This window comes from Vreelandella glaciei, from assembly GCF_013415125.1.
Lineage (GTDB): Bacteria > Pseudomonadota > Gammaproteobacteria > Pseudomonadales > Halomonadaceae > Vreelandella > Vreelandella glaciei.
In genome coordinates, this window is the sequence record NZ_JACCDE010000010.1 from 99630 (window position 1) to 116076 (window position 16447).

Below are 16447 nucleotides of genomic sequence, written 5' to 3' on the forward strand. Positions count from 1 at the left end.
TATGCTCGATATTTCCACTTGGTTCAATGACCTACTCGCTGGCAATACCATTTTTACTGCCGATACGCTGGGTTACTACTGGGAAGGCTTGGTCACGACCACCCAGTTGGTGTTCTTATCACTCATCGCAGGGCTAATTCTCGCCGTGCCACTGGCGATCATGCGCAGCTCCAAGCATAAGTGGATTAGCCTGCCGGTCTATTTATACACTTACGTATTTCGCGGCACGCCGCTACTGATTCAGCTCTACATCATCTATTACGGCGTGGTGTTTATTGACGGTATTCAAGAAACCTTTTTATGGCCAGTGCTGCGCGAAGCTTTCTACCCCGCATTAATCGCCTTTACGCTGAATACCGCCGCCTACACCACCGAGATCTTCCGTGGCGCTATCAAAGCTACCGCCCAAGGCGAGATTGAAGCCGCCCGCGCCTATGGCATGTCGCCACGCTTAATGATGCGGCGGATTATTTTACCCAGCGCCTTTCGCCGCGCCCTGCCCGCCTACGGCAATGAAGTGATCTTTATGCTCCACGCCAGCGCGATCGCCAGCGTGGTCACATTGATGGATTTGACCGGTGCCGCTCGCTTTGTCTACGCGCGCTACTACGCTCCGTTTGAAGCGTTTCTATTCGTGGCTGCGATTTATCTGTGTTTAACGTTCGCGATTTTGTTCTTCTTTCGCTATTTGGAGAAAAAGCTGCTGGCACATCTACGCCCACAAGATGCTTAATCATGAAAAAATGATGCAACCGTCAAACAAACGTTGGTTCACTGGCGGGCAAACTCTTTTCGTTAGCGCCAACCTGGGGTAGTTTAATAGCTGTTCAACAAATACTACTCGCCTTATGTATCCGCTTTATACGGAGTAACAATATGAAAAAACTACTATCCCTTTCACTACTAGGCTTGGCCGTCGCTGCCGCATCGTCAGCACAGGCACGTGATTACGATAACGTCCGTATCGGCGTTGACGTTCCTTACGAGCCGATGGAATTTCGCACCGCCGAAGGCGAGCTCACCGGTTTTGATATCGACCTTGGCAATGAGCTGTGCGACCGTATGGGCGTTACCTGCGAATGGGTCGAGCAAGAGTGGGATGGCATCATTCCTGGCCTGATGTCACGCAACTACGACGCCATCATGTCGTCCATGACCATTAACGACGAGCGTCGTGAGCAAGTGCTGTTCTCTGACCCTTACATCACTATGCCCTCTGCATGGTTTGCGGCTAGCGATCTAGGTATTAGCGAAGCCACTGAAGAGACGCTGGAAGGCATGACCATCGGCGTTCAGCGTGGCACCCTGCAAGACAACTATGTGACTGACAACTTCAGCGACGTTGCTGACATCAGCCGCTACTCCACCGCCGATGACATGGTGTTGGATATGGAAGCCGAGCGTCTGGACATCGTGTTCCTCGATTTCCCGATTGGCCAATCCACCCTGCTGGAAAGCGAAGAAGCTGAGTACGTAGTCGTCGGCGAGCGCATCAGCGAGCCGAAAGAGTACTTCGGTGACGGCTTTGGTATTGCCTTCCGCCAGCGTGACGAGGCATTGGCTGAGAAGTTCAATGAAGCCTTAGCTGAAGTGCAAGAAGACGGTACTTACGACGAAATCTACACCCGTTATTTTGGTGAAGAAGACGCAGAGTAATCGCTCTCTCCTCCCCGGCGCTTAGCCGGGGAGGTATTAGATTTCCAATCTTACCAGCATCCTCCCAGGCAGCATCCTGCATTTCTTTTCCCTGAATCACCCCGTCCCGCTTAAGTAACCACTAACTGCAACCACCACCAAGTCGCCACGAAACCGGGTAAACTCCATCGTATAGTGGTCGCGACATTGAGAAACGTTAAGCCAACTCAGCGAACTCGTTTACAAAATGCCGGTCTTTATTTCTCAACGCAGATTTACAAGGAGGTACCATGGTTGAAAAATCAGCCGTCCACTCGGTGGCTCAAGAGGCTGCTGCGACACTGCGTCCTTCTTCTCACTGGACAGGCTGGGGCCAGTGGCTGGCATTGTTCACCATGACCATTGACCACCTCACTCGCTACATATTGCCCGGCGACTGGGATTTGAGCTGGGCCGGGTCTTCCATTGGCCGTATCGCCTTTCCGCTGTTTGCCGCCATGGTGGCTTGGCACGGGCTGTTTAATACCCGCAATCCGCTACGTTACTCGCGGCGGATTTTGATTATCGGTTTGGTCGCCCAGCTTCCCTATATGATGATGCCGCGGACGTCAGACGCCTTCATTCTGAATGTCTGTTTTACTCTCGCCAGCGGCTTGGCCCTGGGCGCGCTCGTGCGCCAAGGTTGGCAGCATATCAGCAACAAACCCTCACCATGCCCTGGCTATTAGCCGGTGCCGCACTAGGCGTTACAGTGTGGTATCTGCTGGGGTTCTGGGTCGAGTATGGCCACAATGGGCTGTTGCTGATTCCGCTATTGATGTTTGCCATGCATGCCTTGAGCCAAGCAGACAGTGACTTTCAGTCGCGCCTGTGGGCCGGGTTAGCAGCGTTTCCGGCACTTTGGATTGCCGGTCAAATGAATGCGTCTGACATGGCCAAGTCATTTACCGTAGGCACTTGTGTGGTGGTGCTGATACTTGCCGCAGGGGCGGCCCAGCGCATCCCTGCCATTAACTTGGCGATGCCGCGGCGTCTATGGTTAGCGTGGTACCCCGGCCACTTTGCATTAATCGCGCTATGGCTATTGCTGAGCGGGCAGATAGCGTAAAAGGTTCTGTCAACGCCGCTTTAATGCATGGCATCCCGCATCCAGGGCTTAAAGCGGCGTAGGCGTGCTCGCCCTTCCGCTTTGGCGCGGTACATCGCAATATCGGCCTGCTTAAGCAATTCTTCATCGTCACAATCAGCGGCCATAAAGCAGGTGTATCCCATGCTGGGTGTTACTTCCACCCAGCGGCTTTCAAGCCGATAAGGTTCAGAGAGTGCCTGCTGAACAGCGCACATATAAACCTCAGCAGCGGCTTCCATATCTACCTCTGCCTCTTCTTCAAGCAGCGCCAGCAGGACAAACTCGTCGCCGCTAAGCCGTGCGGCCATGTCGCCTTCGCGCAAACAGCCTTCTAGGCGGCGGGCTACTTGCACCAGCAAATCATCCCCGGTGGCGTGCCCCCAGGTATCGTTAATCAGCTTGAAGCGATCTAAATCTAAAAACATCAACAAACCGCCCTGCTGTTCAGTTTGCTTCTCATGGCAGAGGGCAGCTAATCGCTCAATAAACAGGCGCCGATTGGGCAAATCAGTGAGTGAGTCATAGTAGGCTTGGCGGTAAATAATCGCGTCGGCGCGCTTACGCTCGGTAAAATCTTCGATAATCGCTACACCGCCAACCATCTCGTTACCCGCGCTATGTACGCCATTGAAGAAGGCACGCAGGGGCGTTCCCGCGCTAGCCTTGGGCAGATAGTAGGTTCCTTCGTAATAGCCAGTGCCTTTGGCTAGTGCGTTGCGCACAGCCTTTGCCACTCTGCTATCCGCCGAATGGGATAACATGCGATAGCCGAGCAGCTGCGCACGGTTAACACCCAGGATATTCAGCAGTTTGCTATTACAGTCCGTTACTTGGCCATGTTCATCAAAATGCAGCACGCCCAGCGGCGAACGTTGAAAGATAGAGCGGTAGCGGTTTTCGCTTTCTTGCAACTGCACTTCGCGAGCAGACATACTCACCCGCAGGGCAATATTGTCGTGAATAATGCGGCTTAGGCGTCGGCTGGTAGTAATTATCAGGCCTAAAAACAGGCTTAGCATGGCGCCAATGAGAATTGCCAGTGATGACCCTAACAACAAAAATTGCACCAGCAAGGGCAGTATAATCGGCAACACAAAGCCAAGCGAAACCCACCATACGGCAGAAAGCGTTGTGATGCCGCCAGCGGCAATACCGGCCAGGACAATCGAAAGCGCGGCTACCTGTCCATGGTTTTCGCCAGCAAATAGAAATACCCCACCAGAACCCCACACGCAGCCAGCCGCAATCGCGCCAATGCTGAACCGGTGTAACCAGCGGCGGCGCTGCTGTTGCTGCGCGGGTAAGCGGCGAAAATAGTAAGCCAAGACAAGGCGAGCCAACGACACAAAGGTCAAGACTGCAAGCCAGGTCAGCAGTATCCAGCTCGGCACTACCGGCCACATGGCAGCCACTAACAACACGCCTGCCAACACACTGCTAAGCACGGGCTGCCATAAGTTATCGTACAGAAGGCGTACTTTCTCGCTGTGTAAACGTTTTACGCTGACATGATGATCGCGCTGGAAACCGCTACGCATCCCCGACGCAGTCCCCGTGGTTGAGGATTGAGACATACCGATTACCTGCCTAATGGAAAAGTGCTATTAGTTTCAGCTTAGTGAGCTGATTTTTTTGTGATTCCTTTTTAGCGCATTTAGGCAATTTTAGCGATATACGTTGCTTACTCGGTCAACCACTGACCCATTAAGTAAGCAAAAAAAGCCGCTTGCTGGGCAGGCGGCTTTGGAGCACTACTGTTTGATTGAAAAGCTGAGATCTGGAGGGGGCGCATCGGGCAACAAAGCGCTACAGGCGCGAACTTTCTCAAGCAGTTCGGCATGGTTGGGTGCCAGGATATTGACGTGGGCGAGTTTGCGCCCGGCACGTTCTGCTTTGTCGTAGCGATGCAGATGCGTGTTTGTAAGCGCCAGGATCGCCGCATTATCCCCCTCACGACCAATCACATTAATCATGCACGTGGGGGCTATCGCCTGGGTATCGCCCAACGGCAAGCCCTGAATAGCACGCAGATGATTCTCAAACTGGCTGGTCACCGCGCCGTCCATCGTCCAGTGGCCGGAGTTATGTACGCGTGGGGCCATTTCATTGGCCAGCAGGCTGCCATCGCGGGTTTGAAACAGCTCAAGCGCCAGCACCCCCACGTAATCCAACTCATCCAACAACGCACGGATATAGCTATCGGCGGTTTGCTGAACGCTAGCATCCAGATCCGGCAGCGGCGCAACGGAGTAACGCAGAATGCCATCCACATGCTGGTTTTCCGCCATGGGGTAGAACACCACTTCGCCATCACGGCCGCGTACGGCAATCATCGAGACTTCGCGCACGAAATCGACAAATGCTTCAACGACTAGCTGCGAATGGCCAATAGCGGCCCATGCATCTGCCGCCTGCTCAGGCTGTTTCAATACTGCCTGGCCTTTACCGTCGTAGCCTTCCGTGACCGATTTAGCCACCACCGGGCAGCCCAGCTCGCGGGCGGCGGCTTCTAGCTGCTCGGCACTTTCCACCACCCGATAGGCAGGTGTCGGAATTCCCAAGCGGTCAAATAGCGTCTTCTCTTCGACCCGGTTTTGGCACACTTCAATGGCGCGGCTACTCGGGTAAACCGGCTTATGCTGCTCGATCTCACGCACCAGTTCCACTGGCAGGTGTTCAAACTCGTAAGTCACCACATCCACCTTGGCTAAAAACTCAGCCAGGTGCTGGTTATTAGGGTCGACAATAACGTCGCCAATGCCTGCACTGGGATTACCCGTGGTATCTAAAAAAGTGAAGCGATTGCCCAGCGGATAACCCGCTAGCGCCAACATACGGCCTAGTTGGCCTGCGCCTAGTACACCGATATTCATAGACAGCCTCCTTATTCTGCTTCTGGATCGGGACGCGGATCCGGATTATCGAGTACTTTCTGGGTCTGCTCAGCGCGAAATGCCTCGACCGCACTGCGCACAGTGGCATCTTGTAAGCCAATAATCTGCGCCGCCAGCAAGCCTGCGTTAGTGGCGCCCGCCTTGCCAATTGCCAGCGTTCCCACGGCAATGCCGCCCGGCATCTGCGCAATCGAAAGCAGCGAATCCAAGCCTTTAAGCGCCTTAGACTCCACCGGCACGCCGAGCACGGGCAGCGGCGTTTGCGAGGCCACCATGCCGGGCAAGTGAGCAGCACCACCAGCACCCGCCACAATCACTTGCAAGCCGCGCTCGGCAGCGCTCTTGGCATAATCGAACAGCAGGTCCGGCGTGCGGTGCGCCGAGACCACGCGGGTTTCATAGGCCACGCCCAAACGCTCCAGCATGGAGACAGCGTGCTCCATGACCGGCCAGTCAGACTTAGAACCCATGATCACGCCCACCTTGGGTGTGCTGTTCGACGACATGCAAAACTCCTCGGCCCAACGGCCTATTAAAGCAATACCAAATTAAAAAAACGGCGTGTACCGGCCTGGGTACACAACAAAATAGGAAGGCGACTAGTTTACCAGAGCTAGCGCGTTTGCGGGCTTTGCAGAAATCGTGAAATTTTCATCAAAATAGGCATTGAAATGCGCACGACTTGGCGGCATTGTGTGATTGTCATTTCAGACTGTTGGAGCCACATGAGCACGGCACGCGCAACTGCCACTGCGGAACATATTGATCCTCCGCGAAGCAGCCCTGACCTCGATGTCAGGGAGCTTGAAAAACGTACGCGACTAATGCGTATTATTACTCGTCTGATCGCTGTATCAGACTTAGGAAGTCGAGACATTGCCCGTCGGGCAGGACTTCCCGTTCAGAAAATTAGTGACCTGCTCGCCGGAAGGCTTGAGCACCTGGGAGTGGATGAACTTCACGCCCTGCGTCGCACCTTAGAGCTGGAGGCGCCATAGCCAATAGCTAATCAACGCCTCGCTCTCGCGAGGCGTTTTTATTTGCTGGGCTAGTTTTGATGGATTTGCTAGCTTTGATGGGCTAGTTAGCTTTGATGGACTAGTTAGTCTTCGCGCTGCTCTAACGCCTCGGCAGCCTGAATCGCCTCTTTCTTAGAGGTGTGCTCGGAAACAACGACTTCGTTTTCAGGCACTGTTTCATCAATCACCAACCATCCGGTGATGGTTTCTTTAAGATCACTGGCTTCAATGACCGGTTCTATACGGGCTTGTCTAGACATTGTGGTCTCCTTGTCAATGTGGGCAGTTACGCTCTGTCTATGGCTAAAACTGCGCGTTACTGAATCCGTCCATTACCTCTTCACCTGCACTTCCTTCACCCTCGGCTGGGCGGTTAAGCTCACTACAGGGGCACCCTTTATGAACACAATCACTTCCCCCAGGATGGCCCGCAGCACAGGCCTTACAGCAATAGGCGCGACCTTCAGTGATGGCCGCCTGCTCGCTGGAGACGTGATGCTCACAGCCAGGACAGGCACAGACGCCCATGTCCGTCATGATAACCCCTCCCTCGTTAGCCATGATTGGCGACATATTTAGCGTAGAAGAGAATGCCGAGGTAGGGAAAATTCAGCGTTAAGGTTATCGACAAAATAGAAGCACCGGTTACGTCACACAGCGCGCTGAAGGAGCATTTAATGCAGAGGAATAAAGATTCCCGCTATCGCTACTAGAGCAACCACCAGCCAAGCAGGCAGTTTCCACACGCTAAGCAGCAAAAAGCCCGTAAGTGCCAGAACAAACTCATACGAGCCAATGATCGCGCTGGTCCATACCGGCTGATAAAGCGCTGCGCCTAAAATACCCACGACCGCCGCATTGGCACCGCGCATTAGCGCCTGAGCGCTGCCCCATCGACGAAATTGGTTCCAAAACGGCAGCACGCCGACCAGCAGCAAGAACCCAGGGATAAAAATTGCCAGCAGTGCCAACAAAGCCCCCACTACCCCGTTCATGCCGGGCAGAAGCGCGCCCAGATAAGCCGCAAAGGTGAATAGCGGACCTGGCACCGCCTGGGCAGCGCCATAGCCTGCCAAGAACTCATCCGGTGTTATCCAGCCTGACTGCACCACTTCGGCTTCTAACAGCGGCAGCACCACATGCCCACCACCAAATACCAACGCACCTGAGCGGTAAAATGCATCGATCACGTTAAGCCAAACAGCACTGCCCGCCATCAGTGGCAGAAGAGCCAGCAGCCCGCCGAACAGCCCCAACGCGACCACGCCTGCTCGGCGGGAAACCGGAAAATGCAGCGGTGCGCTTTCTGCTATGGCGGCACTATTCCGGCACAGCGCCAGCCCGACTAAACCACCCAATACAATCGCGGCGACCTGTCCCAGCGGTCCGCTTACCAGCACCACCGTGAACACAGCGGCCAAGGCGATTCCTGCACGGGTTTTATCCGGGCAAAGGTTGCGTGCCATCCCCCATACCGCGTGGGCCACGATCGCTACCGCGACCACTTTTAAACCGTGAATAATACCGCTGGCGATGGGGCCATCCAGCACCGCAGCCCCCAATGCAAACAGCACCAACACAATGGCTGAAGGCAGCGTAAAGGCCAGCCACGCCATCGCCGCGCCCCACGGGCCAGCACGCATTAAGCCAAGCGCAAAACCCACCTGACTACTCGCAGGCCCCGGCAGAAACTGGCACAGCGCGACCAAATCAGCGTAGGCACTTTCGGTTAACCACTGACGCCGCTCCACAAAGGCGGTACGAAAATACCCCAGGTGCGCCACCGGGCCGCCAAAAGACGTTAAGCCCAGCGCTAAGAATGCCCAAAACACTTCGCCTATGCGCTTGCTTGTCTGCGTTTGCTCTACCATCATGCTCACCATTTACCCAATAAAAAAGCGCAAGGCTTATATGCTAAGCCTTGCGCTTGACGTCTTGATGACACCTGCCGATAAACCGTTACTCTTGGTCTGTCACCGCGCCGGTGCTAGCGGAGCTAACAAGACGTGCATACTTAGCAAGTACACCGCGGGTATAGCGAGGTTCTGGTTGTTTCCACGCCTCGCGACGACGCATCAACTCTTCATCGGACAGATCCACCTCAATGGTATCGGCCTCTGCATCAATGGTGATGATATCGCCATTTTCCACCAACGCCAGCGGGCCACCGTCAAACGCTTCCGGCGATACATGGCCGACCACGAAACCGTGGCTACCACCCGAGAAACGACCGTCGGTAATCAGCGCCACATCGTTACCCAGGCCGCGGCCCATAATGGCAGAAGTGGGCGTGAGCATTTCGCGCATGCCGGGGCCGCCTTTAGGGCCTTCATAACGAATCACCACGACATCACCCGCCACGACGGTGCCGTCGTTAATACGTGCCTGGGCTTCCTCTTCGGAACCAAACACCCGCGCGGAGCCAGAAAAGCGTGTGCCCTCTTTACCGGTAATTTTCGCGACGGCCCCTTCCGGTGCCAGATTGCCGTAAAGCATGCGTAAATGGCTTTCCGCTTTGATCGGGTTGCCCAGCGGGGCAATGATCGGCGGCTCGGCTGGGTAAGGTGCCACTTCAGCCAGGTTCTCTTCCAGCGTTTTTCCGGTCACGGTCAAGCAGTTGCCGTTAAGCAGGCCTGCGTCCAGCAGCATTTTCATCAGCGGCTGAATACCGCCAATCGCCACCAGTTCGCTCATCATGTAGTGGCCGCTAGGGCGCAAATCGGCGAGTACCGGCACGCGCTTACCAATCTCGGTAAAGTCCGCCAGGGTCAGCTCCACACCGATGGTGCGCGCCATCCCAATCAAGTGCAGCACCGCATTGGTAGAGCCGCCCAGCGCGATGGTCACCGTAATGGCGTTTTCAAACGCCTCGCGGGTCATGATATCGGAAGGTTTGATATCGTCCGCCAGCAGCGCCAGCACCGCCTCGCCGGCGGCTTTGCAGTCATCGCGCTTTTCCTGAGAGATAGCATTTTGCGCGGAGCTGCCCGGCAAGCTCATGCCCAATGCCTCAATCGCAGAAGCCATGGTGTTAGCGGTGTACATACCGCCACAGGAACCGGGGCCAGGAATGGCGGTTTCTTCAATGTTTTTAAGTTCGATCAGGTCGATATCACCGCGGGAGTGCGCACCCATCGCCTCGAAGACTGAAACGATATCGGTATGCCCTTTGCCGGGCATAATAGTGCCGCCGTAGACGAACACGCTGGGGCGATTCAAACGCGCCAAGCCCATCAAGCAGCCCGGCATGTTTTTATCGCAGCCACCGATCGCCACCAAACCATCAAAGCCTTCACAGCCCGCCACCGTCTCGATGGAGTCAGCAATCACTTCCCGCGACACCAGTGAATACTTCATACCCTCGGTGCCGTTAGCAATACCATCGGAAATCGTGATGGTATTGAAAATCACACCCTTACCACCGCCAGCATCGGCGCCATCGCGGGCAAACTCGGCCAGCTCATTAATATGGCTATTGCACGGCGTCACCATGCTCCAGGTAGAAGCAATGCCCACCTGAGGCTTTTTGAAATCGGCATCCGTAAAACCTACGGCGCGCAGCATGGCGCGGCTAGCGGCTTTACCTGGGCCATCAACCACAGGCGCAGAGTGGCGGCGGGAGTTTTGCGATGAATCTGACATTAGAAATCTCTCTTAGCGTTGTTCACGGTATCCGCATAGCTTGGCGATATAATCCTCATCTCGCAAGATGATTAACGCTTGGCATCATAGCGTTACCCACCGTTTCGCTTGCTATCAACTATTTGCTTTTGATTATTTACTTTTCAATAAGCGTCAACCAAAGTTGACACTCTCAAAGCTGCCAACTATAGTTATCACCATGATCGAGTTGATTAAAACCGATATCTTCGATGGATGGCTACGCGAGCTTCGTGATATCCGCGCCCGCGCCAAGATTGAAGCCCGCATCCGACGTTTGAGTCTGGGCAACCCTGGCGATGTGAAACCGGTCGGCAAAGGCGTTTCTGAACTGCGAATTCCTTATGGGCCAGGCTACCGCGTCTATTATATTACCAAGGGGCCAGTCATCGTGGTGCTGCTTTGCGGTGGTGATAAAGCCACCCAATCCCACGATATCGAACTAGCCAAAGCCATTGCCGCGCAATGGAAGGAGTAACCCCATGACCGTTCCTACTGTCAAATTCAGCCACTACGATACTGCTGATTATCTTCAAACTGAGGAAGATATTGCGGCCTATCTTGATGCAGTGATGGAGGAAAATGACCCTGCTCTTCTTGCCGCCGCACTTGGTGATATCGCCCGTGCCCGCAACATGAGCCAACTCGCCAAAGACGTAGGCATGAGCCGTGAAGGGCTCTATAAAGCCCTATCCGGGGAAGGCAATCCAGCATTTTCTACCATCAGCAAGGTCGCTAACTCCTTGGGAATGCGCCTATCTATTAAACCGCTATCCCGGCCAGAAGCGGGCAGCTAGGAAGGTCTAGCGAGCATCTCACAGAACGACTCCCTGAAGGCAACATATCGCTGAATGTCGTGGTTCTCACTATTTGCTCTATACAGCCGTTTTGTGCCGCTGAGCTTGGACTGACAACTCAAATCCGCAGGCTTTTGCATAGCGCTGAAGCGTTTTCCAACCGGGATTGCTGTCCCCGCGCTCTAGCCTGCTGATGTTACTTTTTTGAGTATGTAGGCGCTTTGCCAATTCGTCCTGGGTTAAGCCTGCTTGCTGACGCATAGTAATCAGCGTATTGGCCAACTCAAACTCAGGTGCCAAACGGTCATACTCTGCTTTCACCTCAGGATTTTGCAGCGCCTGCTCTTTTAATGCTTTTAAGTTAATCACGACTGCACCTCGCGCTGTCTTGATTGAGCTAACTTTAACGCCTGGGTAAAAACCAACCTACCATTCCACAGCCCCTAAAGTTATCACTTATGATAACCTGAATTCTATAAATGCTCCTAACCTCGATACACACGAGCGGCCTGAACTGATGGCGCCATACACTTAGTCGTTCTGCTATCAATGTGAAGGAGTTTTATAAAACAATTACTGCCAGGAGCGTGCATCACGCGGCAAATCGCCTTTCGGATCATAAACCTCTAGGCTATCGCTTTCTGTTAGCATTTCGGTATAGAGAACGAGATTAGTACCTGAAGCATGTGCCAAAGAAGGAAAAAGTATCCCCTTGACACCCTGTTCAAACGCCATATCGCCTAATAGCCAGCTAGGCGGCTCAATGCGCTGATTAAACCAATACTTACGCCAGTCACAGTTAAGCTCTTGCCATAGGCTATCCCATTTCGAGTGATAGCCTGCTCGAAAATCGACAATATTAGTCACACTCACCGAATAGCTAACAATCAGCCCAGGTGGCATCAATGCTGAAAGCTGCTTGTACTCCGCTAACGCAGTTTGCTCCTCTAGAGAAAGATATAAAGCATCCACACCAACTCGGTTCAGCCGCCCACCATGCTCTCTAGCACCAGCCCCACTGGTAGGCGAAAATGCCCAGCGTGGAACATGTACACGGTATGCCTGAGTTTTCAGCTCCGGCAGTACTATCATCCCACGACACCTGCTTGCAGCGCCTGAACATAGCGCAGAAGATCATCTGCGCGCCCTTCACTGACTAGCTGCTCGGGTGTTTTATAGTCAAATGCGCTAAGCGGCTCGTTGCGAAACCAAAACAGAGCATCATGGAAATCACCATTAATATCCGCCGCTGCACCGAGCACACGAAGTGCATCACGCAGATAACGTTGAAGTTTTTCTGCCCCTTGGGCACGTGAGATCGTCGTACGATGAACATGCGCTTGGCTGGCCAGCGTTTGGATATCGATGCTCAATGCACTGGCAAATAACTTCGGGTTAATCAACGGGTGGCGCTCTTGTCGAGCAACACCCTTTAAGTCAGCCAAAAACCGCTCGAACGAATCAGGTACCAGATACCGATTAGGCTCATTCAATGACTCTTTTACATTACCCACTGCCATTGGCAACCTCCTGCTACGCTTATACAGCCGATATACAACCTATATGCATCATATTTTCATCATAGCAGCTATAAAACTGGACGCTAGGGTTTCAAGCTTAAGAACTAAACTTATGGCACCATACACTTAGCCGCTCCGCCCTGGCCGTGAAGGAAACATCCATTAAGGAACATCGTGCATGTCTGCAAACTCGCTGCTCTCACAAACGCCGTTAACGCCGGGCTTTATGGTCGTGCACGCCAATCGCCTGGAAGACCTGCGCGGTTTGGCGGTGGAGTGGATGCGCCTACACCCGCTCTCGCCGCTGGAGAACGAAACCATTCTGGTGCAGAGCAACGGCATTGGGCAGTGGCTAAAGCTAGCGCTGGCGGAAGACCCGGCCCAGGGCGGTGCGGGCATAGCCGCGGCATTGAACGTCACACTGCCCGCGCGCTTTCTGTGGCAGGCTTACCGCACGGTGCTGACGCAGCTAACAAATGACGACCAAGCGGTACCAGAAACGTCGCCTTTCGATAAGTCGCGGTTGATATGGCGCTTGCTTCGCCTGCTGCCCAGCCTTGCCGAGCAGGAAGCCTTTGCGCCACTGGCGCGCTTTTTAGAGGTCGATCGCGACCAGCGCAAGCACTACCAACTGGCCGAGCGGCTGGCGGATCTGTTCGATCAATACCAGGTGTATCGCGCCGATTGGCTGGACGCCTGGGCCAAGGGAAACGACGTGCTGATCACCGCCCGTGGCGAAGCCCGCCCGTTGGAAGCGCACCAGCTCTGGCAGCCCGAGCTCTGGCGTGCCCTGCGCGACGATGTGGCAATGACGCAAGGCGATGCAGGTCTGAACAGCAGCCGTGCCCAGGTGCACAGCCGCTTTCTAGACGCCGCCGTTCAGCTTGAAGGCCAAGCATGCCCACCCGGCTTGCCCCGACGGCTGATCATTTTTGGCATCTCGTCACTGCCGCAGCAAACCCTCGAAGCCCTGGCCGCTCTCTCGCGCTGCTGTCAGATCGTGCTCTGCGTGCACAACCCCTGCCAGTACTACTGGGCGGATATCATCGAGCACAAAGACCTGCTCCGCGCCAGCCGTTATCGCCAGCGGCGCAAGGCAGGCATGCCCGACGCCCTGGATGTACTCGGCACCGGTGATGCCGACGACGCCCTGCACCTGCACGCACAGCCACTGCTGGCCGCCTGGGGCAAGCAGGGCCGCGACTACCTGCGCCTGCTCGACGAACACGATGATTCCGGCAACTATCAAACGCTATTCGAGCAGCAGGCGCTACGCATCGACATGTTCGAGCCGTTCAGCGACGAACACCCTTGCCTGCTCAGCCAATTGCAGGACGATATCCGCGAGCTGCGGCCGGTAGCAGAAACCCAAACTCACTGGCCCGCGCTCGACCCCGCCAGTGACGACTCCATCGTGTTCCATATCGCCCACGGCCCCCAGCGGGAAGTAGAGATTCTTCACGACCAGCTGCTGGCGGCCTTCAGCGCCGACCCGGATCTGCGCCCGCGGGATATCATCGTCATGGTGCCGGATATTGACCGCTACGCGCCGCATATTGAAGCCGTGTTCGGCCAGTACCGCTCTGCTTACGGTGGCTATCACGCGAACGCGCGACCCGACGACCCGCGCTATATCCCGTATACGCTATCGGATCAGGCCAGCCGCCACCGCCTGCCGTTGATGATTGCGCTGGAAAAACTGCTGCGCCTGCCGGAACTTCGCCTCTCGGTAAGCGACCTGCTGGACCTGCTGGAAGTCCCCGCGCTGCGCGCCCGCTTTGGCATCGATGAACATGACCTGCCCACCCTCAGCCGCTGGATCGAGGGTGCGGGCATCCGCTGGGGGCTCAATGCCGAGCAGCGCACCCGTCTGGATCTACCCGAAGGGCTAACCCAGAACACCTGGGCCTTTGGCCTGCGTCGCCTGCTGCTGGGTTACACCGTAGGCAGTGCCGACGCGTGGCAAGGCATCGAGCCATTCGACGATATTGGCGGGCTGGAAGCATCGCTAGCAGGCCCCCTGGCAAATCTGCTGGAAAAGCTGGAAACCACCTGGGAAACCTTCTGCCAGCCCACCGACACCGCCACCTGGGTGGCCCGGCTGCGCGAGCTGCTGGAAAACTACTTCCTGACCGACGACGCTCAAGAGAGCGTGATGCTCACCAAGCTCGAAACCGCGCTACAGCAGTTGTTGGACAGCACCGAAGAAGCCGCGCTTTATGATCCCCTGCCGCTCTCCATGGTGCGCGAGCACTGGCTGGGGCAAATCGACGAACACAGCCTTTCCCAGCGCTTTCTGGCGGGGGCGGTCAACTTCGCCACGCTGATGCCGATGCGGGCCATTCCTTTCAAGCACGTGTGCCTGCTGGGCATGAACGATGGCGAGTACCCGCGCTCACAGCCGCCGCTGGATTTTGACCTGATGGGCAGCGACTACCGCCCCGGCGACCGCTCACGGCGGGAAGATGACCGCTACCTGTTTCTGGAAGCGCTGCTCTCCGCCCGCCAACAGCTCTATATCAGTTGGGTCGGCCGTAGCCAGATCGATAACAACCCCATGCCGCCCTCAGTGCTGGTCGGCCAGTTACGCGATCACCTGGAAGCGGGCTGGCACACCCAAAACGGCGAGCCGCTGCTGGAAGCGTTAACCACCGAGCACCCGCTGCAGCCGTTCAGCCGCCGCTACTTCTCTACCCAAGCCAGCGATTCTCCCGCCCAAGCACGGCTGTTTACATACGCCCACGAATGGCACGCCCTGCATACCCCCAGTGGCGAAAGCACCCACGGCTCAAAGCCACCAGCGCTTAAGGCAGAAAGCGAACAGCAGAGCACGTTAACCCTGGCCCAACTAGGCAGCTTTTTACGCGACCCCGCGAAGGCATTTTTCAACACCCGCCTGGGGGTCTATTTCGAGCAGGAAGAGCTTACCCAACTGGATGTCGAGCCCTTCACGCTGAACGGGCTTCAGAACTGGCAGTTGCAGGATCAATTGATCGCCGCCCAACGCCACGCCGTGGATAACGGCCAACCGCGCATGGAAGCACTGCACGCAGCACTGGAACGCTTCAAAGGCCAGGGCGTACTGGCCGTCGGTGCTTTTGGCGAACGAATGCGTGAAGCGCTGGCAGAACCGATGGAGGCACTGTTCGGCGCCTACGCAGAGGCGCTGCAAGAGTGGCCACACGAGGTAGCAGCACCACATGCAGTGCATGTCATTGAAAAAAATGAAGAAAAGGTAACGCTGGAAGATTGGCTGGGAGAACTGCGTCAGGATCAGGCGGGCAACCGCTGCCGCCTGTTACTGCTTAGCAGCAGCCTGGTCAGCCAGGGGCGCGGCCGTGGTCAATACCGCTGGCAGCACCTACTGCGGCCCTGGGTTGCGCATCTGGCGGGCAATAGTGAGCGCCCGATGACCACCCAGCTACTTTCCAAAGCAGGCCATGTGCGGCTGGAACCACTAGAAGCCGAGAATGCCCGCTACCAGCTACAAAACCTGCTAAGCGCCTGGTGCGATGGCATGCAGGCCCCGCTACCGCTGGCGCCACAGGCCGCTTTCGCCTGGCTGGCGAAGCTGGGCACACCGGAATCCGAACCAGATAGCGATGCCTACGCCGCCGCCGAAACCGCCTACGAAGGGGGACGCTTCCAGACCGGCGAAGTCGCCCAAAGCGCCTACCTCTCCCACCAGTGGCCGAGCTTCGAACGGCTATTCAAAGAGCGAGCCCTTGGTCACGGCTTCGCCACGCTAACCGAAGCGCTCTATTCGCCGCTGCATCGTGCCGTTAAAGGCTGA

16 protein-coding genes and 1 pseudogene are annotated in these 16447 nt (G+C 55.8%); 7 read left to right on the forward strand and 10 right to left on the reverse strand.

The features are described 5' to 3' along the window. Position 1 precedes the first annotated feature (1 nt). The 3 genes and pseudogenes from HZS80_RS08830 (at position 2) to HZS80_RS08840 (ending at position 2743) form a co-directional block, all read left to right on the forward strand. The gene (locus tag HZS80_RS08830; protein ID WP_035556740.1) at positions 2-733 is read left to right on the forward strand and encodes an ABC transporter permease; all 732 of its coding nucleotides are present in this window, start codon (positions 2-4) and stop codon (positions 731-733) included. A gap of 143 nt (positions 734-876) precedes the next feature. Then, a complete protein-coding gene (locus HZS80_RS08835) occupies positions 877-1656 on the forward strand; it encodes a transporter substrate-binding domain-containing protein (protein ID WP_035556737.1) in 780 nt (259 codons plus the stop codon). A 269-nt stretch (positions 1657-1925) separates the two neighbouring features. Next, positions 1926-2743, forward strand: a pseudogene (locus HZS80_RS08840) (TraX family protein). A gap of 20 nt (positions 2744-2763) precedes the next feature. On the opposite strand, the gene HZS80_RS08845 reads toward HZS80_RS08840, so the two are convergent. The 3 genes from HZS80_RS08845 to purE form a co-directional block, all read right to left on the reverse strand. Then, positions 2764-4338: a diguanylate cyclase domain-containing protein gene (locus tag HZS80_RS08845; protein ID WP_179915826.1), complete on the reverse strand. Its 1575-nt coding sequence runs from the start codon at positions 4336-4338 to the stop codon at positions 2764-2766. A gap of 177 nt (positions 4339-4515) precedes the next feature. After that, on the reverse strand, positions 4516-5637 hold the full coding sequence (locus tag HZS80_RS08850; protein ID WP_179915827.1) for a 5-(carboxyamino)imidazole ribonucleotide synthase: 1122 nt from the start codon (positions 5635-5637) through the stop codon (positions 4516-4518). A gap of 11 nt (positions 5638-5648) precedes the next feature. After that, positions 5649-6164 carry a 5-(carboxyamino)imidazole ribonucleotide mutase gene (gene purE / locus HZS80_RS08855; RefSeq protein WP_179915828.1) on the reverse strand — a complete coding sequence of 172 codons (516 nt, stop codon included), beginning with the start codon at positions 6162-6164 and terminating at the stop codon, positions 5649-5651. Positions 6165-6383: 219 nt separating this feature from the next. Between purE and HZS80_RS08860 the strand changes: the two genes are divergently transcribed. Then, positions 6384-6656: an XRE family transcriptional regulator gene (locus HZS80_RS08860; protein WP_035556722.1), complete on the forward strand. Its 273-nt coding sequence runs from the start codon at positions 6384-6386 to the stop codon at positions 6654-6656. Between the two features lie 104 nt (positions 6657-6760). Here the strand turns inward: HZS80_RS08860 and HZS80_RS08865 are convergent, their stop codons facing one another. The 4 genes from HZS80_RS08865 to ilvD form a co-directional block, all read right to left on the reverse strand. Beyond that, entirely contained in the window at positions 6761-6937 is a 177-nt protein-coding gene (locus tag HZS80_RS08865) for a hypothetical protein (RefSeq protein WP_008958941.1), read from the reverse strand. A 43-nt stretch (positions 6938-6980) separates the two neighbouring features. Next, positions 6981-7214, reverse strand: coding sequence for a metallothionein (locus HZS80_RS08870; protein ID WP_218927646.1), 234 nt, complete (start codon positions 7212-7214; stop codon positions 6981-6983). A 137-nt stretch (positions 7215-7351) separates the two neighbouring features. After that, a complete protein-coding gene (chrA, locus tag HZS80_RS08875) occupies positions 7352-8548 on the reverse strand; it encodes a chromate efflux transporter (RefSeq protein ID WP_179915829.1) in 1197 nt (398 codons plus the stop codon). Positions 8549-8636: 88 nt separating this feature from the next. After that, positions 8637-10319, reverse strand: coding sequence for a dihydroxy-acid dehydratase (gene ilvD / locus HZS80_RS08880; protein ID WP_035556720.1), 1683 nt, complete (start codon positions 10317-10319; stop codon positions 8637-8639). Between the two features lie 199 nt (positions 10320-10518). Between ilvD and HZS80_RS08885 the strand changes: the two genes are divergently transcribed. Then, positions 10519-10815: a type II toxin-antitoxin system RelE/ParE family toxin gene (locus tag HZS80_RS08885; RefSeq protein WP_035556854.1), complete on the forward strand. Its 297-nt coding sequence runs from the start codon at positions 10519-10521 to the stop codon at positions 10813-10815. A 4-nt stretch (positions 10816-10819) separates the two neighbouring features. After that, positions 10820-11134, forward strand: a complete 315-nt coding sequence (locus tag HZS80_RS08890; protein WP_035556717.1) for an addiction module antidote protein — start codon at positions 10820-10822, stop codon at positions 11132-11134. Between the two features lie 78 nt (positions 11135-11212). On the opposite strand, the gene HZS80_RS08895 is transcribed toward HZS80_RS08890, so the two are convergent. The 3 genes from HZS80_RS08895 to HZS80_RS08905 form a co-directional block, all read right to left on the reverse strand. Next, positions 11213-11503 (reverse strand): helix-turn-helix domain-containing protein, encoded by a 291-nt coding sequence (locus HZS80_RS08895; protein WP_235272531.1) that lies wholly within the window; start codon positions 11501-11503, stop codon positions 11213-11215. Positions 11504-11707: 204 nt separating this feature from the next. Further along, positions 11708-12226 carry an RES family NAD+ phosphorylase gene (locus HZS80_RS08900; protein WP_179915830.1) on the reverse strand — a complete coding sequence of 173 codons (519 nt, stop codon included), beginning with the start codon at positions 12224-12226 and terminating at the stop codon, positions 11708-11710. Continuing rightward, positions 12223-12654, reverse strand: coding sequence for a DUF2384 domain-containing protein (locus HZS80_RS08905; protein ID WP_008958938.1), 432 nt, complete (start codon positions 12652-12654; stop codon positions 12223-12225). Before HZS80_RS08905 ends, HZS80_RS08900 begins: the two co-directional genes overlap by 4 nt. 178 nt (positions 12655-12832) lie before the next feature. Here HZS80_RS08905 and recC point away from each other — a divergent pair, with 178 nt between their 5' ends. Continuing rightward, positions 12833-16447, forward strand: a complete 3615-nt coding sequence (gene recC / locus HZS80_RS08910) for an exodeoxyribonuclease V subunit gamma (protein WP_179915831.1) — start codon at positions 12833-12835, stop codon at positions 16445-16447.